Here is a 22,516-nt window from a genome sequence, read left to right as displayed (position 1 = left end):
GACGATGCACTTTGAGGACAACAACAATGATTATCTACGGTGTGGCCTTGCTGGCGATCTGTACGCTGGCGGGCGTGATTATCGGTGACATGCTCGGCGTGTTGCTGGGAGTGAAGTCCAACGTCGGTGGGGTCGGTATCGCCATGATCCTGCTGATCTGCGCGCGCCTGTGGATGCAAAAGCGCGGCGGCATGACCAAGGATTGTGAGATGGGCGTCGGCTTCTGGGGTGCCATGTACATCCCGGTGGTGGTGGCCATGGCCGCCCAGCAGAACGTGGTCACCGCGTTGCACGGCGGGCCCGTCGCCGTGTTGGCCGCCATAGGTTCGGTGGTGCTCTGCGGTTGCACCATTGCCTTGATCAGCCGGACCCACAAAGGCGAGCCATTGCCGGCCGAGCCGTTGGAGCCGGGCGCTGACGCCGCTCCGGCAGGGGGGCGCTGACATGTGGGATCTGATCGAGAAAGGCCTGGAACACAATGGTCTGGTCACGGCCTTCGCTTTCGTCGGGGTGATCATGTGGATCTCGGTGCTGCTGTCCAAGCGCCTGACATTCGGCCGCATTCACGGCTCGGCGATCGCCATTGTCATCGGCCTGGTGCTGGCCTGGGTCGGCGGCACCGTGACCGGTGGACAGAAGGGCCTGGCGGATCTGGCATTGTTCTCCGGTATCGGCCTGATGGGCGGGGCTATGCTGCGGGACTTTGCCATCGTCGCCACGGCCTTTGAGGTGCAGGCCACCGAGGCTCGCAAGGCTGGGATGATCGGTGCAGTGGCGCTGCTCCTGGGCACGGTGCTGCCGTTCATTGTCGGTGCGAGCATTGCCTGGGCTTTCGGTTACCGTGATGCGGTGAGCATGACCACCATCGGCGCGGGGGCCGTGACCTACATCGTCGGCCCGGTGACTGGCGCGGCCATTGGTGCCAGCTCCGATGTGGTGGCTTTGTCGATTGCCACGGGCCTGATCAAGGCCATCCTGGTGATGGTGGGCACGCCGATGGCGGCGCGCTGGATGGGCCTGGACAATCCACGTTCGGCGATGGTCTTTGGCGGTCTGGCCGGCACGGTCAGCGGGGTGACAGCGGGGCTTGCGGCAACCGACCGGCGGCTGGTGCCTTACGGCGCCTTGACGGCAACCTTCCACACCGGCCTGGGTTGCCTGCTGGGGCCGTCGCTGCTGTTCTTCATCGTCCGCGGCCTGGTGGGATAACCCCCTGTAGGAGCCGGCTTGCCGGCGAACAGGCCCCTGAGACGTGCGCCGCTCTTGCGGACGCCTTCGCTGGCAAGCCAGCTCCTACGGGCGCGCGGTGTCAGGACGGGGCTTGGCGGTTGGCGTACATCCGGCATTCGGCCAGCAGTGCCAGCAGGTTCGGGTCGCGTTCCTTGGCCTTGAGAAACACCACGCCGATATGTTGCTGCAGGCGGTAGCGCGCCTGCAGCGGTATCAGTTTCACGCGGTTCTCGTAGACGGCCGCGATCCTCCCCGGCAGCAAGGCGTAACCCACCCCTGAGCTGACCATGCTCAGCAAGGTGAAGATGTCGTTGACCTGCATCGCTACCTTGGGTTCGAACCCCGCCTGCTTGAACACCCGCACCCCGTCCTGATGGGTGGCAAAGCCCTGAGTCAGAGTGATGAAGGTGGCATCCCGTACGTCCGCCAGGTCCACTTCGTGCTGCTGGGCGAAGGGCGAATCGGCGGGGGTGGCAAGGAAAATATCGTCGGAAAACAGTGGCAGTTGTTCGCAGTCCGGGTCGTTGACGCTGTCGTCCAGGGAAATCAGGATGGCGTCCACTTCCATGTTCTTGAGCTTGTACAGCAGGTCGATGTTGGAGCCCAGGATCAGGTCGATGTTCAGTTCGCTGCGGCGCAGCTTCAGGCCCATGATCAACTGCGGCACGGTTTTCACCGTCAACGAGTAAAGCGCGCCGAGCTTGAAACGTTCTGCCGAGAAGCCCGCTGCTTCACGGGTCAGGCGCACGCTCTCGACCACGTCCTGGACCAGTTTCTGGGCCCGCTCTTCCAGTACGAAGGCGCTTTCCAGCGGCGTCAGATTGCGCCCCTCGTGCTTGAACAGCGGGCAGCGCAGAGCGCTTTCCAGGGAGTGGATGGCCCGGTGCACGCTGACATTGCTGGTCTGCAACTCGGCGGCGGCGCGGGCCAGATTGCCGGTGCGCATGAAGGCCAGAAACACTTCGAGCTTTTTCAGGGTCAACTCTTCGTCGATGAGCATGGTCCGGACTCTGATGATGAGGGGCTGATGATGCCCGATGAGTCAGGGCGTGGCCGCTGGTTTTTTATTGGCCGCGCCCCAATAGACATATTGCGCTTTCAAGCTGCAGGCCTGAGCCTTGCGTGTTTTTTCAATGTTTCAAGGGTGAGCGACAGATGTATCACGGAGAAAGATTCAACGCCTGGACCCACTTGCTGGGAGCGATCGCCGCATTCGTCGGCGGGATCTGGCTGGTGGTGATGGCCAGTCTCGATGGCGACCCGTGGAAGATCGTCGGTGTGGCGATCTATTCCTTCACCTTGCTGGTGCTCTACAGCGTGTCCACGGTCTACCACAGCGTGCGTGGGCGGGCCAAAGGCATCATGCAGAAGGTCGATCACTTTTCCATCTACCTGCTGATTGCCGGCAGTTACACGCCGTTCTGTCTGGTGACCCTGAGAGGGGTCTGGGGCTGGACCCTGTTCGGGATTGTCTGGGGGCTGGCGCTGATCGGCATCCTCCAGGAGATCAAGCCGCGTTCCGAGGCGCGGATTCTGTCCATCGTGATCTACGCGGTCATGGGCTGGATCGTGCTGGTGGCGGTCAAGCCGCTGCTGGCGGCTTTGGGCCTCGCCGGTTTTGCCTGGCTGGCCTCGGGTGGGGTGCTGTACACCGTGGGCATCATCTTCTTTGCCCTGGATAGCCGACTGCGCCATGCCCACGGGATCTGGCACCTGTTTGTGATCGCCGGCAGCCTGCTGCACTTCATCGCCATCCTGTTCTACGTCCTGTAGGAGCCGGGCGGTTGTAGGAGCCGGCTTGCCGGCGAAGGGGCCTTCGGGATTTGCGCCGGGCTTGTGGGCGCTTTCGCTGGCAAGCCAGCTCCTACAAAGGGCGGTCGAGTTGGGCTTGGGCCTGGCGGGAGAAAATCTCCAGCAGGCTGGCCAGGGTGTGGGGCGGCGGTTCGGCGGCGCGGGTCACGGCGTACAGGGTGATGGGCAGGGGCGGGCTCAGGGGACGGATGGCGGTGCTGGCCGGTGAAGCGCCCAGGGCGGTGAAGGGGTCGATCAAGGCCAGCCCGGCACCGGACTCCACCATGGCCCGGGCCAGGGAGTAGGTCTGTACGGCAATGCTCACCCGAGGCGGCGGTTCCACGGTCTTGAGGTAGCTGTCGAGCCGGGCCGACAGCGGATCGGTGCTGCTCAGGCCAATCAGCGGTGCATCCGCCAATTCCATCAGGGCCAGTGGCTGGCCCCGGGTTGGCTCAGGCCAGTAGTCCAGCGGTGCCAGGGCCACCAGTACGCCCTGGGCCAGGGCCTGCCCGTTCAAGCCGGGGTGATCCGGCCGCTGCAGGGTCAGGGCCACATCGATTTCCCGCATCAGCAGGTTCTGCACCAGTTCGCGACTATGGGCACTGGACAGTTCGCACAGGCTGTCCGGGTAGCGGCGGGTCCATTCGCTGATGGCCGGTGGCAGCAGCGCCAGGGCCAGGGCCGGGGTGGCGCCGATGCGCAGGCTCAGGCCCGGTGTCCGGCGCAGGTTCTGCGCCAGCCGCCGTACCCCTTGCAGGCTTTCGCTGACCTTGTCCACTTCCCGCTCCAGCTCCAGGGCTTCGGGCGTGGGCTGCAACTTGCCTCGTACCCGTAGGAACAACGGAAAACCCAGTTGCAGTTCGGCGTGCTGCAGGACCTTGCTCACTGCCGGCTGGGAGACGTGCAGCAGCTGCGCGGCGCCGCTGATGGAGCCGGTCTGGCGAATGGCCTGGAAGATTTCGATGTGACGCAGTCGCATGGGCAGTCCATAACCTTTGTTTATGGGAGGTCCATCTTTATTCATTGTTCGGCGCCTGTCACCTGCCCCTAACCTTGCGTCACTCAACAAGCGGTCGGGGACGGTCATGAGTCAGCGGGTTTGCATCATCGGCGGTGGAGTCATTGGCCTGGCCAGCGCCTATGCCCTGGTTCGTCAGGGCCTGGAAGTGACGCTGGTGGAAGCCCAGGACGCCCTCGGCAGCCAGACCAGCTTCGCCAATGGCGGACAGTTGTCCTATCGCTATGTCGCGCCCCTGGCTGATGCCGGTGTGCCTTGGCAGGCCCTGGGCTGGATGCTCAAGGGCGACTCGCCGCTCAAGCTGCGCCCGCGCCTGGACCCGGCGCAATGGCGTTGGTTGGCGGGGTTTCTCGGTGCCTGCCGGCACTCGGTGAACCAGCGCAATGGCGCCCACCTGCTGCGTTTGGCATTGCTCAGTCAGAGCACCCTGCAACGCTGGCGCGAAGAGGATGGCCTGCAGGGCTTCGACTGGCGGCGCAACGGCAAGCTGGTGACCTTTCGTGAGCCCGGCAGCTTCGAGCATGCTCGGCACAACCTGGCGGACAGCCGCCAGCAGCAGGTGTTGTCCGCCGCCGAATGTTCCGCGCTGGAGCCGACGTTGGGCGACAGGTCTTTTGTGGGCGGCATCTACACCCCCGACGAGGAAGTGGCCGACTGTCACGCGTTCTGCCAGCAACTGGCGGCGCGGCTGCGGGCTTCCGGGCGTTGCGAGATGCTCCTGGGCCAGCGAGTCCGGGCCATTCATCACCAGGGCGACCGGGTTCAGGCCATCGATCTGGGCGACCGGCACTTACCTGTGGAGCACTTGGTGCTGGCGGCCGGTCACCGCAGCGCCGAGCTGCGCCTGCCCGGGCTCAAGCTGCCGCTGTATCCGCTCAAGGGCTACAGCCTCAGCGTGCCCATCGGCCCGCAGCACCGGGCGCCGGATATCAGCATCACCGACTACAACCGCAAGATCGTCTACGCCAGGATCGGCCAGCAATTGCGGGTGGCGGCCATGGTCGACATCGTCGGCTTCGACCCGTCCCCGGACCCGGCTCGGCTGGCCTTGATGCGGCGTCAGGCCGAGCAGACCTTCGCCGCCGCCGGTGATTATGCGGCAGCCATCGAATGGGCCGGTATGCGTCCCGCCACTCCCAGCGGCGTGCCGCTGATCGGAGCCACCGCCTATCGCAATCTGTGGCTCAACCTTGGCCACGGCGCGCTGGGATTTACCCTGGCCTGCGGCAGTGGCCAGCTGCTTGGCGAACTGATCGGCCAGCGTTCCACCAGCATCGACATGCAGGGCCTGGCACCCCGCGTCGCCTGAATGTTCAACAGGAGTCTTCAGATGAGTATCCAGCGTATCCACAGCAACAATCGCCTCAGCGGCGCCGTCACCTTTGCCGAACTGGTGTTCCTTTCCGGCCAGGTGCCGGGCTCTAGCAGCGACATCGGCGGTCAGACCCGGGAGGTCCTGGAGAAGATCGACGCCTTGCTGGTCGAAGCCGGCAGCGACAAGGATCATCTGCTCAGCGCAACGCTCTACCTCAAGGACATCCAGGCGGACTTCGCGGCCATGAACGTGGTCTGGTCGGCCTGGCTGTCTCCGGGCCAGGCACCGGCTCGCACTACCTTGCAGGCGGCCCTGGCACGTCCGGAGATCCTCATCGAAATCAGCGTCATCGCTGTTCGCCGCTGAATCACTTCTACCCACAACGGAGAATAACAATGCATAAGATCACGTTGCTCGGCTGCACCCTGGGACTGTTGTTCAGCGCCATTTCCCACGCCAGCGAAGTGCCCCTGGACGGCACCCTGGCCAAGATCGCCAATAGCTCCACCATTACCTTGGGTTATCGCGATGCATCGGTGCCGTTCTCCTATGTCGGCGACAACAGTGGCCAGCCCATGGGGTATTCGGTGGAACTGGCGGGCAAGGTGGTGGAGCGCATCCAGCAACAGTTGCACCTGCCCAAACTCGCAGTGAAGTACAACCTGGTGACCTCCCAGACGCGCATTCCCCTGGTGCAGAACGGCACCGTGGACCTGGAGTGCGGTTCCACCGGCGTGACGGCCGAGCGGCAGAAGCAGGTGGCGTTTTCCTATGGCTTCATCTACGTCAAAGGTCAGTTGCTGACGGCCAAGGACAGCGGAATCAAAAGCTTCGCCGACCTGCGGGGCAAGAACGTGGTGACTACGGCGGGAACCACCAACGAGCGTTTTCTCAAGAGTTACAACGTCGAGCACAAGATCGACATGTTCGTGATCAGCGCCAAGGACCACGGCGAGGCGTTCCAGATGCTGCAGTCGGGGCGTGCGGCGGCGTTCTATATGGATGATGCGCTGCTTTACGGCGAGCGGGCCAAGGCGCGGGACCCACACAACTGGGTCGTGGTGGGGGAGGAGCAGTCGCGGGAGATCTACAGCTGCATGGTGCGCAAGGATGACCCGCAGTTCCTGGCCCTGGTCAACGGCGTCCTGGCGGATCTGTATCGCAGTGGAGAGATCAACGGCATCTATCAGCGCTGGTTCCAGCAGCCGATTCCGCCCAAGGGCCTGAATCTGGAGTTCCCCATGACTGCCGAGCTGAAGGCGATCATTGCCCAGCCCACCAGTGACCCGGTGCAATAACCGGCGAAGGTGACTTTGAGACGTGTACAGGACTGATGGGCGCCTTCGCTGGCAAGCCAGCTCCTACCCAAACCGGCCTTGCTGGGCTCAGAAATCGCCCCACAGTTGCTGGGCCACGGCCAGGGCGACCACGGGGGCGGTTTCGGTGCGCAGCACGCGAGGGCCAAGGCGGGCGGGCAGGAAGCCTGCGCCGTGGGCCTGCTCCACTTCGGCATCGGACAGGCCGCCTTCCGGACCAATCAGGAAGGCCAGGGTCTGCGGTTTGGCATGGCTTTCCAGGGGTTGGGCCACCGGATGCAGGACCAGTTTCAGGTCCGCCTGAGTCTGCTTGACCCAGTCCGCCAGCAATACCGGTGGATGAATCAGCGGAACGCGGGAACGACCGCATTGCTCACAGGCGCTGATGGCCACCTGGCGCCAATGCAGCAGGCGTTTGTCTGCGCGTTCGTCCTTGAGCCGTACTTCACAACGCTCACTGAAGATCGGGGTGATTTCACTGACCCCAAGCTCGGTGGCTTTCTGGATCGCCCAGTCCATGCGCTCGCCCCGGGACAGGCCCTGGCCCAGGTGAATCTGCAGTGGTGATTCGTCCTGGCCGGCAAAGCTTTCATCCAGCTGGACCCGTACCCGCTTCTTGCCCACTTCCACCAGCGTGCCGCGAAACTCCATGCCCGAGCCGTCGAACACCTGTAGCGCATCACCTTCGGCCATGCGCAGCACGCGTCCGATGTAATGGGCCTGGGCTTCCGGCAGTTCGTGTTCGCCGAGGCTCAAGGGGGCATCGATAAAGAAGCGGGACAATCTCATCTGGTTTCTCTGTTGAATGTGAATCGGTAAACAGCATTCTATGGCGAGGGAGCTTGCTCCCTCGCCACAGTCAATGAACCGCTCTAGCCCGGATCGCGAAAGCCCGGGTGGAAGTCCTTGGGCACGGCCACGCTGACGGTGTCGCGGGTGGCGATGTCGATGCCTTCGCTGGCGACTTCGGCGAGGAAGTCGATCTGCTCCGGGGTGATCACGTAGGGCGGCAGGAAATACACCACGTTGCCCAGGGGGCGCAACAGGGCGCCGCGTTCCAGAGCGTGCTGGAAAACCTTCAAGCCGCGACGTTCCTGCCACGGGTAGGCGCTCTTGCTGGCCTTGTCCTGGACCATCTCGATGGCCAGGACCATGCCGGTCTGGCGCACTTCGGCCACGTGGGGGTGATCCACCAGATGCGCTGTGGCGCTGGCCATGCGCTGGGACAGGGCCCGGTTGTTCTCGATGACGTTGTCCTGTTCGAAGATGTCCAGGGTCGCCAGCGCCGCCGCACAGGCCAGCGGGTTGCCGGTGTAGCTGTGGGAGTGGAGGAAGGCGCGCAGGGTTGGATAGTCATCGTAGAAGGCGCTGTAGACCTCGTCGGTGGTCATGCATGCGGCCAGGGGCAGGTAGCCACCGGTCAGGGCCTTGGACAGGCACAGGAAATCCGGACGGATGCCGGCCTGTTCGCAGGCGAACATGCTCCCGGTACGGCCGAAGCCCACAGCGATCTCATCATGGATCAGGTGCACGCCGTAGCGGTCGCAGGCTTCGCGCAACAGCTTGAGGTACACCGGGTGGTACATGCGCATGCCGCCGGCGCCCTGGATCAATGGCTCGACGATGACCGCGGCTACCGTGTCGTGGTGTTCGGCCAGGGTCTGTTCCATGGCGGCGAACATGTTTCGCGAATGCTCTTCCCAGCTCATGCCTTCGGGACGCAGGTAGCAGTCCGGGCTGGGCACCTTGAGGGTGTCCAGCAGCAGGGCCTTGTAGGTCTCGGTGAACAGCGGTACGTCGCCCACCGACATGGCGGCGATGGTCTCGCCGTGGTAGCTGTTGCTCAGGGTGACGAAGCGCTTCTTGGCCGGCTGACCGCGGTTGAGCCAGTAGTGGAAGCTCATTTTCATCGCCACTTCGATGCACGACGAACCGTTGTCGGCGTAGAAGCAGCGGGTCAGGCCTTCGGGGGTGATCTTCACCAGGCGCTCGGACAGCTCGATCACCGGCTGGTGGCTGAAACCGGCGAGGATCACGTGCTCCAGCTGGTCCACCTGATCCTTGATGCGTTGGTTGATGCGCGGATTGGCGTGGCCAAACACATTGACCCACCAGGAGCTGACCGCGTCCAGGTAACGTTTGCCTTCGAAGTCTTCCAGCCAGACGCCTTCACCGCGCTTGATGGGGATCAAAGGCAGTTGTTCGTGGTCTTTCATCTGGGTGCAGGGATGCCACAGCACCGCGAGATCGCGTTGCATCCACTGATTATTCAGGCCCATGTAGAGTCTCCTGGAGGCGGAATCGGGCAAGCCTATGCAATGCATGGCCGCGGGACAACCTATTGTGTGGTGCGGCGGTCAGACAGCCGCACTCTGTACGCAAAGACGTGTCTGAGAGCTGCCAGGGCACCCGCCCTTGGTTATCCCTGATTCTTCTGAAAATCCCCTTAATCTTTTCTTAACGAGCCCAGTCCAGACTATCGATCGTATTTCTCGATATTTCAAAGCAAAAATTTCCGCTTTAATTCGATAGGTAAATCGCTAGTCTTGGTCAGCGTTTCTTACAGGATGCAACTAGATGCAGTTACGTAATTCTTCTTCGCGCTACGGCTGGGTAAGCATTGTTCTGCACTGGGGGGTGGCACTGGCAGTCTTCGGATTGTTCGCTCTGGGCCTGTGGATGGTCGGTCTCGACTACTACAGCACCTGGCGCAAGGACGCCCCGGACCTGCACAAGAGTATTGGCCTGACGCTGTTTGCGATCATGCTGCTGCGGGTGTTGTGGCGTTTTATCAGCCCACCACCACCGGCACCGGCCAATCATGGACGTCTGACCCGCCTGGGGGCCAAGTTGGGACATGGGTTCCTGTACCTTGGCCTGTTCGCGGTCATGATGGCCGGTTACCTGATCTCCACCGCAGACGGCGTCGGTATCCCGGTGTTTGGCTTGTTTGAAGTTCCTGCCCTGGTTTCCGGACTGCCGGACCAGGCAGATGTAGCAGGTGTGGTGCATTTGTACCTGGCCTGGGCGCTGGTGATCTTTGCCGGTATCCATGGCCTGGCTGCCTTGAAGCACCACTTTATCGATCGTGATGCGACCCTCACCCGAATGCTGGGTCGCAAAGCCTGATGTTCAACCTTGACTCAAAAGGAATAGAAAGCATGTTGAAAAAGACTCTCGCCGCTCTGGCAATCGGATCTGCTGTATTGGCGGCCGGTCAAGTAATGGCAGCGGACTACGTGATCGACAAGGAAGGCCAGCACGCCTTCGTCGACTTCAAGATCAGCCACCTGGGCTACAGCTTCATCACCGGTACCTTCAAGGACCTGGACGGCAAGTTCAGCTTCGACGCGGCCAAGCCTGAAGACGCCAAGATTGAAGTCAACGTGCGCACCGCCAGCGTGTTCACCAACCACGCCGAACGTGACAAGCACATCACCAGCAAGGACTTCCTCGACGCTGGCAAGTTTGCCGATGCCAAGTTTGTCTCCACCAGCGTCAAGCCTACCGGCAAGAATGCCGACGGCAAGCTGACCGCTGACGTGGCTGGCGACCTGACTCTGCACGGCGTGACCAAGCCGGTCGTGGTCAAGGCCACCTTCCTGGGTGAAGGCAAGGACCCATGGGGCGGCTACCGTGCCGGCTTCGAAGGCACCACCAGCATCAATCGCCAGGATTTCGGCAAGATGATGGACCTGGGCCCGGCGTCCAACAACGTCGACCTGTACATCAGCTTCGAAGGTGTGAAAGCGAAGTAAATCTCGCTGGTAGTCACGAAACGCCGACCTTGTGTCGGCGTTTTGCTTTGCTGGCGAAGGCGGCGCTGAGCGTTAGCGAGTGTTCGCCGGCAAGCTGGCCCCTACGAAAAACGCCCCGGGTCTTGCGACCCGGGGCGTTTTTCATTTCAACCTGCGGACTCAGCGATTGCGGGTCAGCAGTGCCGGCTTCTCGCCCCGTGGGCGGCTTGGCAACTGGTCCAGTTGCTCAGGCGTCGGGAAGCGATCGGCCTTAGACTCCTTGTGCATGATCTTCGGCTGATTGCCCCGAGGATTCTGCACTGCCGGTTCCTGGCGTGGCTGTTCGTCACGGTTCGGGCGACGATTGCGCGATTCGTCGCGACGGCCCTGGCTGTCACGAGGGGCGCCGTTGCGTGGGCCGCCGCTGCGCTTGGCCGGCGCGGTGCCAGTGGTGCTGCCGTTGCTGTTGCGTGGGTTGCCGGAACGACCCTGGCCACCACCAGCGCCACCACCAGCACCGCCGCGTGGCGGATTGCCGGCACCGGCGCCTGCGCCCTGGGCCGGAGCCCCTGGACGGCGACCACGGCCCTGGTTGTTCTTGTTCTGGTACGGGCTGACGTAGTCAGCGCGGTTACCGAAGTTATCCACGTCGTCGTCGAGGAACTCATCCGGTGCCCGGTCGGCACGTGGAGTCGGCTGGCGCTGTTCGCGGGCCGGAGTGCCTTCACGAGGTTTCTGCTCGCGGGCTGGGCGCTCGCCACGGGCCGGCTTGTCTTTGCCGCCCTTGTCCTTGCCCTTGTCCTTGCGACCACCGCCGCCACCGCCACCGTTCGGGCCATCGCCACGAGGGCCGCGGGAGTTGCGCGGGTTGCGCACATCCGGACGCTCGCGCACTTCCGGCTTCTCGGCTTCCACAGCGCTGGCATCGAAGCCCATCAGGTCGCCGTCGGCGATCTTCTGCTTGGTCATGCGCTCGATGCTTTTCAGCAGTTTTTCTTCGTCAGGGGCTACCAGGGAGATGGCCTCCCCCGAGCGGCCGGCGCGGCCGGTACGACCGATACGGTGCACGTAGTCTTCGTCGACGTTAGGCAGTTCGAAGTTGACCACGTGGGGCAGTTGGTCGATATCCAGGCCGCGGGCGGCGATATCGGTGGCGACCAGGATGCGTACGTCGCCGGCCTTGAAATCGGCCAGGGCCTTGGTACGGGCGTTCTGGCTCTTGTTACCGTGGATCGCCACAGCGCTCAGGCCGTGCTTGTCCAGGTACTCGGCCAAGCGGTTGGCGCCGTGCTTGGTACGGGTAAACACCAGCACCTGTTCCCAGGCACCGGCGGTGATCAGGTGCGCCAGCAGCGAGCGCTTGTGGCTGGCAGGCAGGCGGAACACCCGCTGCTCGATACGCTCCACCGTGGTGTTCGGCGGGGTGACTTCGATGCGCTCGGGGTTGTGCAGCAGCTTGCCGGCCAGGTCCGTGATGTCCTTGGAGAAGGTCGCGGAGAACAGCAGGTTCTGACGCTTGGCAGGCAGGCGGGCGAGGACCTTCTTGACGTCATGGACGAAGCCCATGTCGAGCATGCGGTCGGCTTCGTCGAGCACGAGGATTTCCACGTGGGACAGATCGACGCTGCCTTGGCCGGCCAGGTCCAGCAGACGGCCGGGGCATGCCACCAGCACATCGACGCCACGGGCCATGGCCTGGACCTGCGGGTTCATGCCGACGCCGCCGAAGATGCAGGCGCTGACGAACTTAAGGTCGCGGGCGTACAGCTTGAAGCTGTCATGCACTTGCGCGGCCAGTTCGCGAGTCGGGGTCAGGACCAGTACGCGCGGTTGGCGCGGGCCGTGACGCTGGGATTTGTCCGGGTGACCGTTGGGAAACAACCGCTCCAGGATCGGAAGGGCGAAACCGCCGGTTTTACCAGTACCTGTCTGTGCCGCGACCATCAGATCGCGACCTTGCAACACGGCGGGAATGGCCCGCTGTTGCACCGGAGTAGGCTGGGTGTAGCCGGCGGCTTCAATGGCACCGACTAAAGCCTCGGAGAGACCGAGGGAAGCAAAGGACATGAGTAATCCTGTTTTAGTGAGGGCTTGGCCCAAAGGGATAATCTTGCCGAGCGTGAATCGCGTTTAAGAGGACGCAATCCCGTCCGGTCCTGCTGGCCTGAAGACTCATCCATCGCAGGCTCGCGCGGGCCGGTTGGCTGCGCCGTAGCGGGGTGGAGATGCCTTGAACAGGGTCCAGCGTCCGGGCGTAAGCCTGGCGGGAGGCCGGAGTATAACAGAGCAATCAGTGTGCGCTGCTTTCCTGCTGCTCAACGGTTTTTTCTGACTCCCGGGTGGAGGAGGACCTGACAGGGGGCAGCACAGGTTCCGCTCCGTACTTGGCGCTCAACTCGGCGTAAGCCGGTTCGCGCTTGAAGCGCTTGAGTTCGGCGCCGAAGCGTTGCACCAATAGGTCCATCCCGGCGTTGCGGCGTACCGCCAGGTACTGGCTTTGGCGGCTGATGACCGCGGGGTTCTGGCTGACCTGATCGCGAATGCCCAGGCTGTCCAGCAGATGCTGACCCACTCGCTTATCGGTAATCAGCAGGTCGATCCGCCCCAGTAGCAGCTTGCCGAAGTTGGCTTCATGGGTCGGTGCCGGCTCGCGGTTGAACAGGGTCGAGTTGCTGAAGTCATCGCTATACAGATAGCCGGGAGAGGTACCGATGGTCAGCCCCTTGAGTTCATCCAGGTGCTTGAACGGATGGGGACGCTGCTTGGCGTAGAACATCACGAATTCCACGTCCGAGAGAGGCTCGCTGGGGTAGAGCAGGGTGCTGTCGCGCTGGTCGCTATGAAAGATATCCAGGGCTCCGTCGGCCTGGCCGGTTTCCAGCATGGCCAGGCAGCGTTTCCACGGCAGGAACTGCCACTCCACTTCTATCCCCAGGCGCTGAAAGACAATGGCCGTGGTTTCGTAGTCCAGCCCCCGGGCCTTGCCGTTTTCCTCATAGACATAAGGTGCCCAGGGTTCGGTGACAACGCGCAGCTTCTCGCCATGGGCGGCGAGGCTCAGGCAAGTGCAGAGGAGGGCTGTCAGCAGCTGGGCAATGACGGACATTGCTGGAGATTACGACGAGAGAACGTGCAATTGCTAGGGGCAGTTCCAGCCGCTCTAGATCAAGGCTGAGGCAAATAAAAAGGCCCCGGTTTGCGCCGGGGCCTGGTGAAGCGTTGCCGATCAGCGCGGCAGCTTCAGGTTGTTCCAGATTGCCAGGCTCGGGTCGGCCTGGTTCAGGGTGTAGAAGTGCAGTCCTGGGGCGCCGCCCTGCAGCAGGCGCTCGCACATCTCGCTGATGACCTGCTCGCCAAAAGCCTGGATGCTGGCGCTGTCGTCACCGTAGGCCTCCAGCTGCTTGCGGATCCAGCGAGGGATCTCGGCGCCGCAGGCGTCGGAGAAGCGCGCCAGCTTGCTGTAGTTGGTGATCGGCATGATGCCCGGCACGATCGGGATGTTCACACCCATCTTCTGCACGCGCTCGACGAAGTAGAAGTAGCTGTCGGCATTGAAGAAGTACTGGGTGATCGCACTGTCGGCACCGGCATTGGCCTTGCGTACGAAATGGGTGAGATCGTCTTCGAAGTTGCGTGCTTGCGGGTGCATCTCCGGGTAGGCGGCGACTTCTATATGGAAGTGGCTGCCGGTTTCTTCACGAATGAAGCTCACCAGATCATTGGCGTGGCGCAGCTCGCCGCTGGCCATGCCCATGCCCGAAGGCAGGTCGCCGCGCAGGGCTACGATGCGCTTGATGCCGGCTGCCTGGTATTGCTGCAGCAGGTCGCGCAGGTCGTCCTTGCTGTCGCCAACGCAAGACAGGTGCGGAGCGGCAGGGACTTTTACTTCGCTCTCCAGTTGCAGCACGGTGTTGACCGTACGATCACGGGTCGAGCCGCCGGCACCGTAGGTGCAGGAGAAGAAGTCGGGGTTGTAGCCAGCCAGCTGACGGGCAGTGGCGAGCAGTTTTTCATGCCCAGCATCGGTCTTGGTCGGAAAGAACTCGAAGCTGTAGCGACGATCTTGGGACATGGAAGCAACCTCCAGCTACAAGTCACAAGCTGCAAACGCCAAGAGAAGCGTGGGTGCGCTCATCTCCTGATTCTGGAGCCTGTTGCCTGACGCTGTTTAAGCAAATAGGGGCAAAGCTTGAGGCTTTGTGCGGCAAGCCTGGCTTGTGGCCCTGGCTTGCCGCTTGAAGCTCAACGCTTGCAACTGCTCTTAGTAGCGATAAGCGTCTGGCTTGAACGGACCTTCAACGGTCACGCCGATGTAGTCAGCCTGTTGCTTGGTCAGTTGAGTGACCACGCCGCCGAAGCCGCGCACCATTTCCAGGGCCACTTCTTCGTCGAGTTTCTTCGGCAGTACTTCAACGGTCAGGCGCTCGGCTTTCTGGGCCGGCGACAGGTCGGCGTACTTCTGGCCGAACAGGAAGATCTGCGCCAGAACCTGGTTGGCGAACGAACCGTCCATGATGCGGCTTGGGTGACCGGTGGCGTTGCCCAGGTTTACCAGGCGGCCTTCGGCCAGCAGGATCAGGTAGTCGTCGTTCTGTGGGTCGAAATCGCCATGGCCGGTACGGTGGATCTTGTGTACCTGTGGCTTCACTTCTTCCCATGCCCAGTGCTTGCGCATGAAAGCGGTGTCGATTTCGTTGTCGAAGTGGCCGATGTTGCAGACCACGGCGCGCTTTTTCAGGGCCTTGAGCATGTTTGCGTCGCAAACATTGACGTTACCGGTGGTGGTCACGATCAGGTCGATCTTGCCCAGCAGGGCCTTGTCGATGCTGGCTTCGGTGCCGTGGTTGATACCGTCGATGAACGGCGAAACCAGTTCGAAACCGTCCATGCAGGCTTGCATGGCGCAGATCGGGTCGACTTCCGAAACCTTGACGATCATGCCTTCCTGGCGCAGGGACTGGGCCGAGCCCTTGCCCACGTCACCGTAGCCGATGACCAGCGCTTGCTTGCCGGACAGCAGGTGGTCGGTGCCGCGCTTGATGGCGTCGTTGAGGCTGTGACGGCAGCCGTACTTGTTGTCGTTCTTGCTCTTGGTCACCGAGTCGTTGACGTTGATCGCAGGAACCTTCAGCTCACCCTTGGCCAGCATGTCCAGCAGGCGGTGTACGCCAGTGGTGGTTTCTTCGGTCACGCCGTGAACGCGCTCCAGCACCTGTGGATACTTGTCGTGCAGCAGTTGGGTCAGGTCGCCGCCGTCGTCGAGGATCATGTTGGCGTCCCAAGGCTGGCCATCCTTGAGGATGGTCTGCTCCAGGCACCACTCGTACTCTTGCTCGGTCTCACCTTTCCAGGCGAACACAGGGATGCCGGCGGCGGCGATGGAGGCGGCGGCCTGGTCCTGAGTCGAGAAGATGTTGCAGGACGACCAGCGAACTTCGGCACCCAGGGCAACCAGGGTTTCGATCAGCACGGCGGTCTGAATGGTCATGTGGATGCAACCGAGGATTTTCGCGCCCTTGAGCGGCTGTTCGGTCAGGTACTTGCGGCGCAGACCCATCAGGGCCGGCATTTCCGACTCGGCGATGATGGTTTCGCGGCGGCCCCAGGCGGCCAGGGAAATGTCGGCGACTTTGTAATCGGTAAAATCTGCAGGCGTGTTTACAGCGCTCATGAAGAGCCTCCATTCGTAATGTGCGAATGGGCGCCGTTGTGCGTTTAGTGTCCGTACAGGGAAGCCTGTACCGACAACGCCCCATCCGAGCCTGACAGGTCATGCCTGCTGCAGCGCCCCTCGGACAGGTGGCGGGAAAACGGTATCAAGTGCAGATGACCGTTTTGAAACGGTGGCGATTATAGCCGCCTGGGCCAGACTTCCAAAAGTGTTTCTGTTGCCTGGATGAAGATCGTTAATCGCGACCATAGTCGATGTTGCATAGAGCATGACTGCCCGGTCTGCCATTATGCCGGGCATCAATTGGCAGGACGGTCAGGAGTGCATATGAATTTCCACACCCGCAAGTGGGTAAAACCCGAAGACCTCAACCCCAACGGCACGCTGTTCGGCGGCAGCCTGTTGCGCTGGATCGACGAAGAAGCGGCGATCTACGCCATTGTCCAGCTGGGCAACCAGCGAGTGGTTACCAAGTACATCTCGGAAATCAACTTCGTCAGTGCCTCACGCCAGGGCGACATCATTGAGCTGGGCATCACCGCCACCGAGTTCGGTCGTACGTCTATTACCCTGACTTGCGAAGTGCGCAACAAGATCACCCGCAAATCCATTCTCACCGTAGAGAAGATGGTCTTCGTCAACCTCGGTGAAGATGGCCTGCCGGCGCCCCATGGCCGCACCGAGATCAAGTACGTCAAGGACCAGTTCAAGGACGAAGCCTGAAACCACTCGCCGGCGAGGGCCTTGATGCCATTCGCCAGGCAGGACGGAACAGCCCTGAACCCCGCATGTCGTAACTCATACGGCCCACTTGGTTCAGGACTCTCATGGACACTCGAAACGACGGTAAAACCCCCGGTCTTTCGGCCGCGGAGCAGCAGGACGTCGACCGCAACCAGCCGCCCCGCGCGGCGGTCCTGCACGAAATCATCCGCACCCAGGGCGATCAGGAGCTGGAGCGCAGCGTCGCCGCCCTGTGGTGGTCGGCTCTGGCGGCCGGCCTGACCATGGGCCTGTCCCTGATGGGCATGGGCCTGCTCAACTCCCGTCTGCCGGATGGCGAAGCCTTCAAGGTGATCGCCAGCTTCGGCTACTGCGCGGGCTTTCTGGCGGTGATTCTCGCGCGCCAGCAACTGTTCACGGAAAACACCCTGACCGCGGTACTGCCGGTGATGAGCAAGCCGAGCCTGAGTAACTTCGGGCGGTTGTTGCGCTTATGGGGCGTGGTGCTGGTGGGTAATCTGTGCGGCACCCTGCTGGTGGCTTACGTCATGCTGCATCTGCCAATCTTCGACAGCCGGACCGACCAGGCCTTTTTGGAAATCGGCCGCAAGGTGATGGAGAACGACAGCTCGCAGATGTTCGCCAAGGGCATCATCTCCGGCTGGATGATCGCCACCATGGTCTGGATGATTCCGTCCATGGAGAGCGCCAAGATGTGGATCATCATCCTCATCACCTACCTGATGGCGCTGGGGGATTTCACCCACATCGTGGTGGGGTCGGCCGAGGTCTCTTATCTGGTGTTTGCCGGCGAGCTGGGGTGGCGGGATTTCTGGCAGGTTTTCGCCGGGCCGACCCTGGCGGGGAACATCATCGGTGGCAGTTTCATCTTCGCCCTGATCAGCCATGCCCAGGTGCGCAGCGAGAGCGGCACAGCGAACAAAAACGCGGATCGGGCAGCGGCGCCCGATCCGCGACAGATCAAGAAGTGATCAGTGGGCCTCGGTCTTGGCTACCGGGGCATCCTGGGTAACGTGACGCACCAGCTTGCCGATGCTCAGGCCCTGCAGCAGGATCGAGGACAGCACCACGATGTAGGTGATGCTCAGTACCAGGTCGCGCTCCGGCCCCAGGGGCAGAGCCAGCGCCAGCGCCACCGAGACGCCACCGCGCAGGCCGCCCCAGGTCAGTACGCGAATGGTGCCCCGGGGCACGCTGCGCCAGCGGCGCAGCAGGAGGATTGCCGGGGCCACGGTGAGCAGGCGCGACAGCAAGATGGCCATGGCCAGCAGGCTGGCGGCCGCCAGGTGCAGCCAGTTGAACGGCAGTAGCAACAGTTCCAGGCCGATCAGGGCGAACAACAGGGCGTTGAGCATGTCGTCCAGCAGCTCCCAGAAACCATCCAGGTAACGCCGGGTCATGTCGTTCATCGCCAGGTTGCGCCCCAGATTGCCGATGATCAGGCCGGCTACCACCATGGCGATCGGCGCCGATACGTGGATCTCGCTGGCCATGGCCGAACCGCCGATCACCAGAGCCAGGGTCAGCATCACTTCGATCTGGTGCTGCTCGATGCTCTTGATCATCAGGTACACCAGGTAGCCGATCAGGCCGCCGAACACTACGCCGCCAATGGCTTCATGCACGAACAGCCAGGCAGTGGCGCCCACCGTCGGGGTCTCACCCAGTTGGGCGATGCCCAGCAGTACAGTGAACACCACTACCGCTGTGCCGTCGTTGAACAGCGACTCGCCGACGATAGTGGTCTTCAGCGGCTTGGAGGCGTTGGCAGTCCGCAGTACGCCCAGCACTGCGATGGGGTCGGTGGGGGAGATCAGTGCGCCGAACAGCAGGCAGTAGAGGAAGCTCACATGCCAGCCGAACAGACCGAAGATCCAGTAGGCCAGGCTGCCGATGACGAAGGTGGCGATCAGCACGCCGACGGTGGCCAACAGGCCGATGGGCCAGCGGTAACTGCGCAGATCGTTGAGGTTGACGTGCAGGGCGCCAGCGAACAGCAGGAACGACAGCATCCAGTTCATCAGCAGGTCGCCGAAGTCGATCTTGCCGATCAGTTCCTCGACATGTTCCTCCAGGCCGGGGAAGCCGAGGTAGCTCAATCCCTGCAGCAGCAAGGAGAAGAGCAGGGCGGTGACCATCACGCCGATGGTCGGCGGCAGGCCGATAAAGCGGAAATTGACGTAGGTGAGCAGGGTGGTCAGGCAGATAAAGGCAGCGACAAGTTCAAGCATCCGGACTCCTTTGGATGATCACAGGAAAAGCAGCCTGAACTCTTTCAGGCCAAAGGTTTGATGTGCCAGCGGCGGGACGGGACACAGTTTGTTATGGCGCGGGCATCTGCTCCCTTGCCATGGCAGTGCTGTTCAGTCGCACCCATTGACCGCAGCGCGGGGGTGACGTTGCAGGTCTAACGGAAAAAAGCCCCGGGCAGGCCCATGCTGCCGAATTCGCTGCCGCCACTGCCAAAAATGCCGGCGGCCAGTGCAAGCCGGGCAGCTGCCATGCGAGGATTCCCCCTCTGTGGTTGGGCGCTCTGGCCAGGCATGGCTGTACCGCACGAGATTCGATGACCTTCAGGCAAACAGGGAGTGCGAGGTGCTAGCGACAAGTCTGGTTCTGGTGGCGGCGCTGCTGCATGCGGCATGGAACACCCTGATCAAGTTCAGCGGTGAACGATTGCTGGTGGTGGCCTGCATGGATAGCGTGGCGCTGCTGTTCGTGGCAATCATGCTGTTTTTCCTGCAATGGCCGCCGCTGGAAATCTGGCCCTGGATCATTGCCTCGGCGGCCTTCGAGCTCTTGTACCGCTATTTGCTGATCCAGGCGTATCGGGTAGGCGACCTGGGACTGGTCTATCCACTGATGCGCGGCTTGTCGCCCCTGGTGGTGCTGGCCCTGACCCTGATCTTTGCCGGCGAGGCCCTGAGCACTCAGCAAATCCTCGGCATCCTGCTGATTCCCTTCGGCATGCTTTGCCTGCTCTGGCAGGGCGGAGGTGGCGCGCGCCTGCCCTGGAGCATGCTGCCGGTGGTGGCGCTGATCGGCCTGTGCATCGGTTGCTACACCTTTATCGATGGCCAGGCCCTGCGCCGCTGGTCGCACCCGCTGGACTACCTGACCTGGGTCACGCTGCTCAGCGCCTGGCCTTTTCCCCTGGTGGCCGTGGTGTGGAAACGGCCCGCGTTTGTGCAGTTCTGGCGTGAACAATGGCGCCTGGGGCTGAGCGTCGGCTTCTGTGTACTGTTCAGCTACGCTCTGGTGCTTTGGGCCATGCAGTTGGGCTCGATTGCAGAAGCGGCGGCGCTGCGTGAAATCAGTGTGATTCTGGTGGTGCTGTTCGGTATGCGCTACCTGAAAGAACCTTTCGGCCGGCCACGGCTCTTAGCCTGTGGATTGGTGCTGATTGGCATGTTGGTGATGAAGTTCTGAACACTCCCTAAAATTCTAAAAAAGGATTTGCTCCATGACTGTCGCTTTCTGGTGTGTGTTGATCGCAATTGTTCTGCCCTATCTGTGTACCGCCATCGCCAAGGGCGCCGGCAAATACGGGCTCCGCTACAACCATGACCCACGGGCGTTCCTGAGTACCCTGGAGGGTCTGCCCAAGCGTGCGCACAACGCGCAGCTCAACGGCTTCGAGGTGACCCCGGCATTCGCTGCGGCGGTGATCATCGCCCATGTGGCGGGTAACGCCGAACTCGTGACTATCAACGTGCTGGCGGTGTTGTTTGTCACCAGCCGCCTGCTGTACATGATCTGCTATCTGGCGGACTGGGCGATCCTGCGCTCCCTGGTGTGGTTCGTGGGCATGGGCCTGATCGCCAGTTTCTTCTTCGTTTCAGTCTGACCCTTGCCTTCGTAGGAGCCGGCTGCGGGCAGAGGCACCCGCAAGATCGTCTTCGCCGGCAAGCCGGCTCCTACACGGGGTTAAGGGGTATTGGGAACTTCCGGTACTTTGGGCAGCGCCGCCCCCTTGGGCCAGAGCATCCAGATCTGGCCGGACTGCTTCATGTCGCCGGCCAGTTGTCCGGCGGCGTCGCCAGTGCCCCAGAACAGGTCGGCGCGCACTTCGCCGGTGATAGCGCCGCCCGTGTCCTGGGCGGCCACGGGACGTACCAGGCTGCTGCCGTCGGGACGGGTGGTGGACAGCCACAACAGGCTGCCCAGGGGGATGACCTTGCGATCCACTGCGACGCTGTAGCCAGAGGTCAGCGGTACGTTCAGCGAGCCCCTGGGGCCTTCGTTGCTGTCCGGGTTGCGATTGAAGAACACGTAGCTCGGGTTGCTGCCCAGCAGTTCGGGAATCCGCGTCGGATGGGCCTTGGCCCAGGCGGCGATGGTGCCCATGGTCACGTCTTCTTTTTTCAGTTCCCCCTGCTCCACCAGCCAGCGGCCGATGGGCCGGTAGGGATGGCCGTTCTGGTCGGCATAGCCGATCCGCAGTTGGCGTCCGTCATCCAGCTGGATCCTTCCCGAGCCCTGGATCTGCAGGAATTGCAGGTCCATCGGATCAGTCAGCCAGGCCAGCACCGGAGCCTTCACCCCCTTGGTCTCGATGGTCGCGGCATCGTCATAGGGCTTGAGGACCCTGCCTTCGAGGCGGCCCCTCAGGCGCTTGCCCTTGAGCTCCGGATAGATGCTGTCCAGAGCGACGATGATCATGTCGTCCGGCACGCCGTACACTGGCACATTGGCCGTCTGGGTCTGGGTCAGGCTGCCGGGATACACCGGTTCGTAATAGCCGGTGATCAAGCCGGTGCTGCTGCCGCTGCCCGAGCGCAGCCCATAGACCTCCAGGTGCTCCTTGAGAAAATCGCGGATAGCGGCCGGGGTCTGTGGCACGTTGGCTGCTGCAGCGCAGGTGGCGCCCCACACCGGGTCGGCTTTGAGGCGGGTGCAGGCGCTGCGCCAGGAGCCGAAACCGGCCAGCAGGTCGTTATCGGCAACACTGGGCAGAGAGTCCCACGGCGCACTGTTGTAGGTGGCCAAGGCGTGAGTTGGCGCAGGCTTGCCGTTGTCGCCGCCGTTGCAGCCGGCGAGCAGTGCCAGGGCCGGCAGGGTCCAGAGCAGGTGGCGACGCCAGCGGGGGAAGCTCGGGTTCATGCTGTATTTCCTTTAAGAGTTATCCACAGACTGCGTGACTGCGAACAACCCCTATTATTAATAGGGCTATTGGTGTTTGCCGGGGAGGCGAGGATACTGGCCGCCGTTTCCGTGACCTGACCTGAAGCCACCATGACGCTAAAAAGACTTTCTGTTGTATTGCTGGCCTGCCTGACGCTTTCCGCCTGTGGCGGTGTCGACCCCAACTCTCCCCTGGGTCAGCGCAAGGCGATCTTCAAACAGATGCTCAAGACCGGCGAGGACCTGGGAGGCATGCTGCGTGGGCGGATTCCTTTCGACGGTGCACGTTTTGCCGAAGGTGCGGTCAAGCTCGACAGCCTGTCCCATGAACCCTGGAAGCACTTCCCTGAGGTCAAGGAAGAGGATCACACCAGCGCCACCGATGACGTCTGGCGCAAGCAGGCGCGATTCCAGGAGCTGGCGCGCAACCTCGAGGCGGCCACCGGCGAACTGGTGACCATCAGCCAGGTTCAGCCTTACAAGGCCAGTAACCTGGGGCCGGCAGTGCAGAAGGTTGAAGACGTCTGCAGTGCGTGCCACAAAGAATTCCGCAATCACTGAGTGGCGCTT

Annotated in this window: 23 protein-coding genes and 1 riboswitch; of the genes, 13 read left to right on the top strand and 10 right to left on the bottom strand. The window is 62.4% G+C overall.

Annotated elements, in window-relative coordinates:
- The first annotated feature begins 26 nt into the window (after nucleotides 1-26).
- Nucleotides 27-443, top strand: coding sequence for a malonate transporter subunit MadL (madL, locus tag P7C00_RS30200; protein ID WP_123726637.1), 417 nt, complete (start codon nucleotides 27-29; stop codon nucleotides 441-443).
- Between the two features lies 1 nt (nucleotide 444).
- Nucleotides 445-1,209 (top strand): malonate transporter subunit MadM, encoded by a 765-nt coding sequence (gene madM / locus P7C00_RS30195; protein ID WP_123726636.1) that lies wholly within the window; start codon nucleotides 445-447, stop codon nucleotides 1,207-1,209.
- A gap of 100 nt (nucleotides 1,210-1,309) precedes the next feature.
- Here the strand turns inward: madM and P7C00_RS30190 are convergent, their stop codons facing one another.
- On the bottom strand, nucleotides 1,310-2,230 hold the full coding sequence (locus tag P7C00_RS30190) for a LysR substrate-binding domain-containing protein (protein WP_346633218.1): 921 nt from the start codon (nucleotides 2,228-2,230) through the stop codon (nucleotides 1,310-1,312).
- A gap of 155 nt (nucleotides 2,231-2,385) precedes the next feature.
- On the opposite strand from P7C00_RS30190, the gene P7C00_RS30185 reads away from it, so the two are divergent.
- A complete protein-coding gene (locus P7C00_RS30185; protein ID WP_346633217.1) occupies nucleotides 2,386-3,003 on the top strand; it encodes a hemolysin III family protein in 618 nt (205 codons plus the stop codon).
- Between the two features lie 91 nt (nucleotides 3,004-3,094).
- Here the strand turns inward: P7C00_RS30185 and P7C00_RS30180 are convergent, their stop codons facing one another.
- A complete protein-coding gene (locus P7C00_RS30180) occupies nucleotides 3,095-4,000 on the bottom strand; it encodes a LysR substrate-binding domain-containing protein (protein WP_346633216.1) in 906 nt (301 codons plus the stop codon).
- A gap of 106 nt (nucleotides 4,001-4,106) precedes the next feature.
- Between P7C00_RS30180 and P7C00_RS30175 the strand changes: the two genes are divergently transcribed.
- From P7C00_RS30175 to P7C00_RS30165, 3 genes are read left to right on the top strand one after another with little or no spacing between them, the layout of a single operon-like run.
- Complete coding sequence (locus tag P7C00_RS30175; protein WP_404937838.1) at nucleotides 4,107-5,348, top strand: D-amino acid dehydrogenase; 1,242 nt, start codon at nucleotides 4,107-4,109, stop codon at nucleotides 5,346-5,348.
- A 21-nt stretch (nucleotides 5,349-5,369) separates the two neighbouring features.
- Nucleotides 5,370-5,720: a RidA family protein gene (locus tag P7C00_RS30170; RefSeq protein WP_015637347.1), complete on the top strand. Its 351-nt coding sequence runs from the start codon at nucleotides 5,370-5,372 to the stop codon at nucleotides 5,718-5,720.
- 29 nt (nucleotides 5,721-5,749) lie between these two features.
- On the top strand, nucleotides 5,750-6,652 hold the full coding sequence (locus P7C00_RS30165) for a transporter substrate-binding domain-containing protein (protein WP_346633214.1): 903 nt from the start codon (nucleotides 5,750-5,752) through the stop codon (nucleotides 6,650-6,652).
- Nucleotides 6,653-6,739: 87 nt separating this feature from the next.
- Here P7C00_RS30165 and P7C00_RS30160 read toward each other — a convergent pair whose 3' ends face one another.
- Nucleotides 6,740-7,459: a 16S rRNA (uracil(1498)-N(3))-methyltransferase gene (locus tag P7C00_RS30160; RefSeq protein ID WP_346633213.1), complete on the bottom strand. Its 720-nt coding sequence runs from the start codon at nucleotides 7,457-7,459 to the stop codon at nucleotides 6,740-6,742.
- An 83-nt stretch (nucleotides 7,460-7,542) separates the two neighbouring features.
- On the bottom strand, nucleotides 7,543-8,949 hold the full coding sequence (locus P7C00_RS30155) for an adenosylmethionine--8-amino-7-oxononanoate transaminase (protein WP_346633212.1): 1,407 nt from the start codon (nucleotides 8,947-8,949) through the stop codon (nucleotides 7,543-7,545).
- A gap of 298 nt (nucleotides 8,950-9,247) precedes the next feature.
- Between P7C00_RS30155 and P7C00_RS30150 the strand changes: the two genes are divergently transcribed.
- Both P7C00_RS30150 and P7C00_RS30145 read left to right on the top strand, forming a co-directional pair.
- The gene (locus P7C00_RS30150; RefSeq protein ID WP_404937837.1) at nucleotides 9,248-9,799 is read left to right on the top strand and encodes a cytochrome b; all 552 of its coding nucleotides are present in this window, start codon (nucleotides 9,248-9,250) and stop codon (nucleotides 9,797-9,799) included.
- A gap of 32 nt (nucleotides 9,800-9,831) precedes the next feature.
- Nucleotides 9,832-10,428: a YceI family protein gene (locus P7C00_RS30145; RefSeq protein WP_011063976.1), complete on the top strand. Its 597-nt coding sequence runs from the start codon at nucleotides 9,832-9,834 to the stop codon at nucleotides 10,426-10,428.
- Between the two features lie 159 nt (nucleotides 10,429-10,587).
- Here P7C00_RS30145 and P7C00_RS30140 read toward each other — a convergent pair whose 3' ends face one another.
- The 4 genes from P7C00_RS30140 to ahcY all read right to left on the bottom strand — a co-directional run bounded on the left by P7C00_RS30140 (nucleotide 10,588) and on the right by ahcY (nucleotide 16,078).
- Nucleotides 10,588-12,474: a DEAD/DEAH box helicase gene (locus P7C00_RS30140; RefSeq protein ID WP_346633210.1), complete on the bottom strand. Its 1,887-nt coding sequence runs from the start codon at nucleotides 12,472-12,474 to the stop codon at nucleotides 10,588-10,590.
- A 223-nt stretch (nucleotides 12,475-12,697) separates the two neighbouring features.
- Nucleotides 12,698-13,513, bottom strand: a complete 816-nt coding sequence (locus P7C00_RS30135) for a transporter substrate-binding domain-containing protein (protein ID WP_346633209.1) — start codon at nucleotides 13,511-13,513, stop codon at nucleotides 12,698-12,700.
- A gap of 120 nt (nucleotides 13,514-13,633) precedes the next feature.
- Complete coding sequence (metF, locus tag P7C00_RS30130; RefSeq protein WP_346633208.1) at nucleotides 13,634-14,479, bottom strand: methylenetetrahydrofolate reductase [NAD(P)H]; 846 nt, start codon at nucleotides 14,477-14,479, stop codon at nucleotides 13,634-13,636.
- 189 nt (nucleotides 14,480-14,668) lie between these two features.
- Complete coding sequence (ahcY, locus tag P7C00_RS30125) at nucleotides 14,669-16,078, bottom strand: adenosylhomocysteinase (protein ID WP_123726624.1); 1,410 nt, start codon at nucleotides 16,076-16,078, stop codon at nucleotides 14,669-14,671.
- A gap of 21 nt (nucleotides 16,079-16,099) precedes the next feature.
- Nucleotides 16,100-16,206: riboswitch (S-adenosyl-L-homocysteine riboswitch) on the bottom strand.
- A 199-nt stretch (nucleotides 16,207-16,405) separates the two neighbouring features.
- Here ahcY and P7C00_RS30120 point away from each other — a divergent pair.
- Nucleotides 16,406-16,801, top strand: a complete 396-nt coding sequence (locus P7C00_RS30120) for an acyl-CoA thioesterase (protein ID WP_060841501.1) — start codon at nucleotides 16,406-16,408, stop codon at nucleotides 16,799-16,801.
- 104 nt (nucleotides 16,802-16,905) lie between these two features.
- Complete coding sequence (locus P7C00_RS30115) at nucleotides 16,906-17,793, top strand: formate/nitrite transporter family protein (RefSeq protein ID WP_346633207.1); 888 nt, start codon at nucleotides 16,906-16,908, stop codon at nucleotides 17,791-17,793.
- On the opposite strand, the gene P7C00_RS30110 is transcribed toward P7C00_RS30115, so the two are convergent.
- Nucleotides 17,794-19,053, bottom strand: coding sequence for a cation:proton antiporter (locus P7C00_RS30110; protein ID WP_404937836.1), 1,260 nt, complete (start codon nucleotides 19,051-19,053; stop codon nucleotides 17,794-17,796).
- A gap of 364 nt (nucleotides 19,054-19,417) precedes the next feature.
- Here P7C00_RS30110 and P7C00_RS30105 point away from each other — a divergent pair, with 364 nt between their 5' ends.
- Together P7C00_RS30105 and P7C00_RS30100 are read left to right on the top strand one after the other, a co-directional pair.
- Nucleotides 19,418-20,251 (top strand): EamA family transporter, encoded by an 834-nt coding sequence (locus P7C00_RS30105; protein ID WP_404937835.1) that lies wholly within the window; start codon nucleotides 19,418-19,420, stop codon nucleotides 20,249-20,251.
- A 34-nt stretch (nucleotides 20,252-20,285) separates the two neighbouring features.
- The gene (locus P7C00_RS30100) at nucleotides 20,286-20,669 is read left to right on the top strand and encodes an MAPEG family protein (protein WP_102862043.1); all 384 of its coding nucleotides are present in this window, start codon (nucleotides 20,286-20,288) and stop codon (nucleotides 20,667-20,669) included.
- 80 nt (nucleotides 20,670-20,749) lie between these two features.
- Here P7C00_RS30100 and P7C00_RS30095 read toward each other — a convergent pair whose 3' ends face one another.
- The gene (locus P7C00_RS30095; RefSeq protein WP_346633204.1) at nucleotides 20,750-21,925 is read right to left on the bottom strand and encodes a murein transglycosylase A; all 1,176 of its coding nucleotides are present in this window, start codon (nucleotides 21,923-21,925) and stop codon (nucleotides 20,750-20,752) included.
- Nucleotides 21,926-22,057: 132 nt separating this feature from the next.
- On the opposite strand from P7C00_RS30095, the gene P7C00_RS30090 reads away from it, so the two are divergent.
- Nucleotides 22,058-22,507: a cytochrome c gene (locus P7C00_RS30090; protein WP_025131121.1), complete on the top strand. Its 450-nt coding sequence runs from the start codon at nucleotides 22,058-22,060 to the stop codon at nucleotides 22,505-22,507.
- The last annotated feature ends 9 nt before the right edge of the window (nucleotides 22,508-22,516 follow it).

The organism is Pseudomonas sp. JDS08PS003, from assembly GCF_045013505.1.
In the GTDB taxonomy this organism is placed as follows: Bacteria; Pseudomonadota; Gammaproteobacteria; order Pseudomonadales; family Pseudomonadaceae; genus Aquipseudomonas; species Aquipseudomonas protegens_B.
This window is presented reverse-complemented; position numbering and strand designations above follow the sequence as displayed.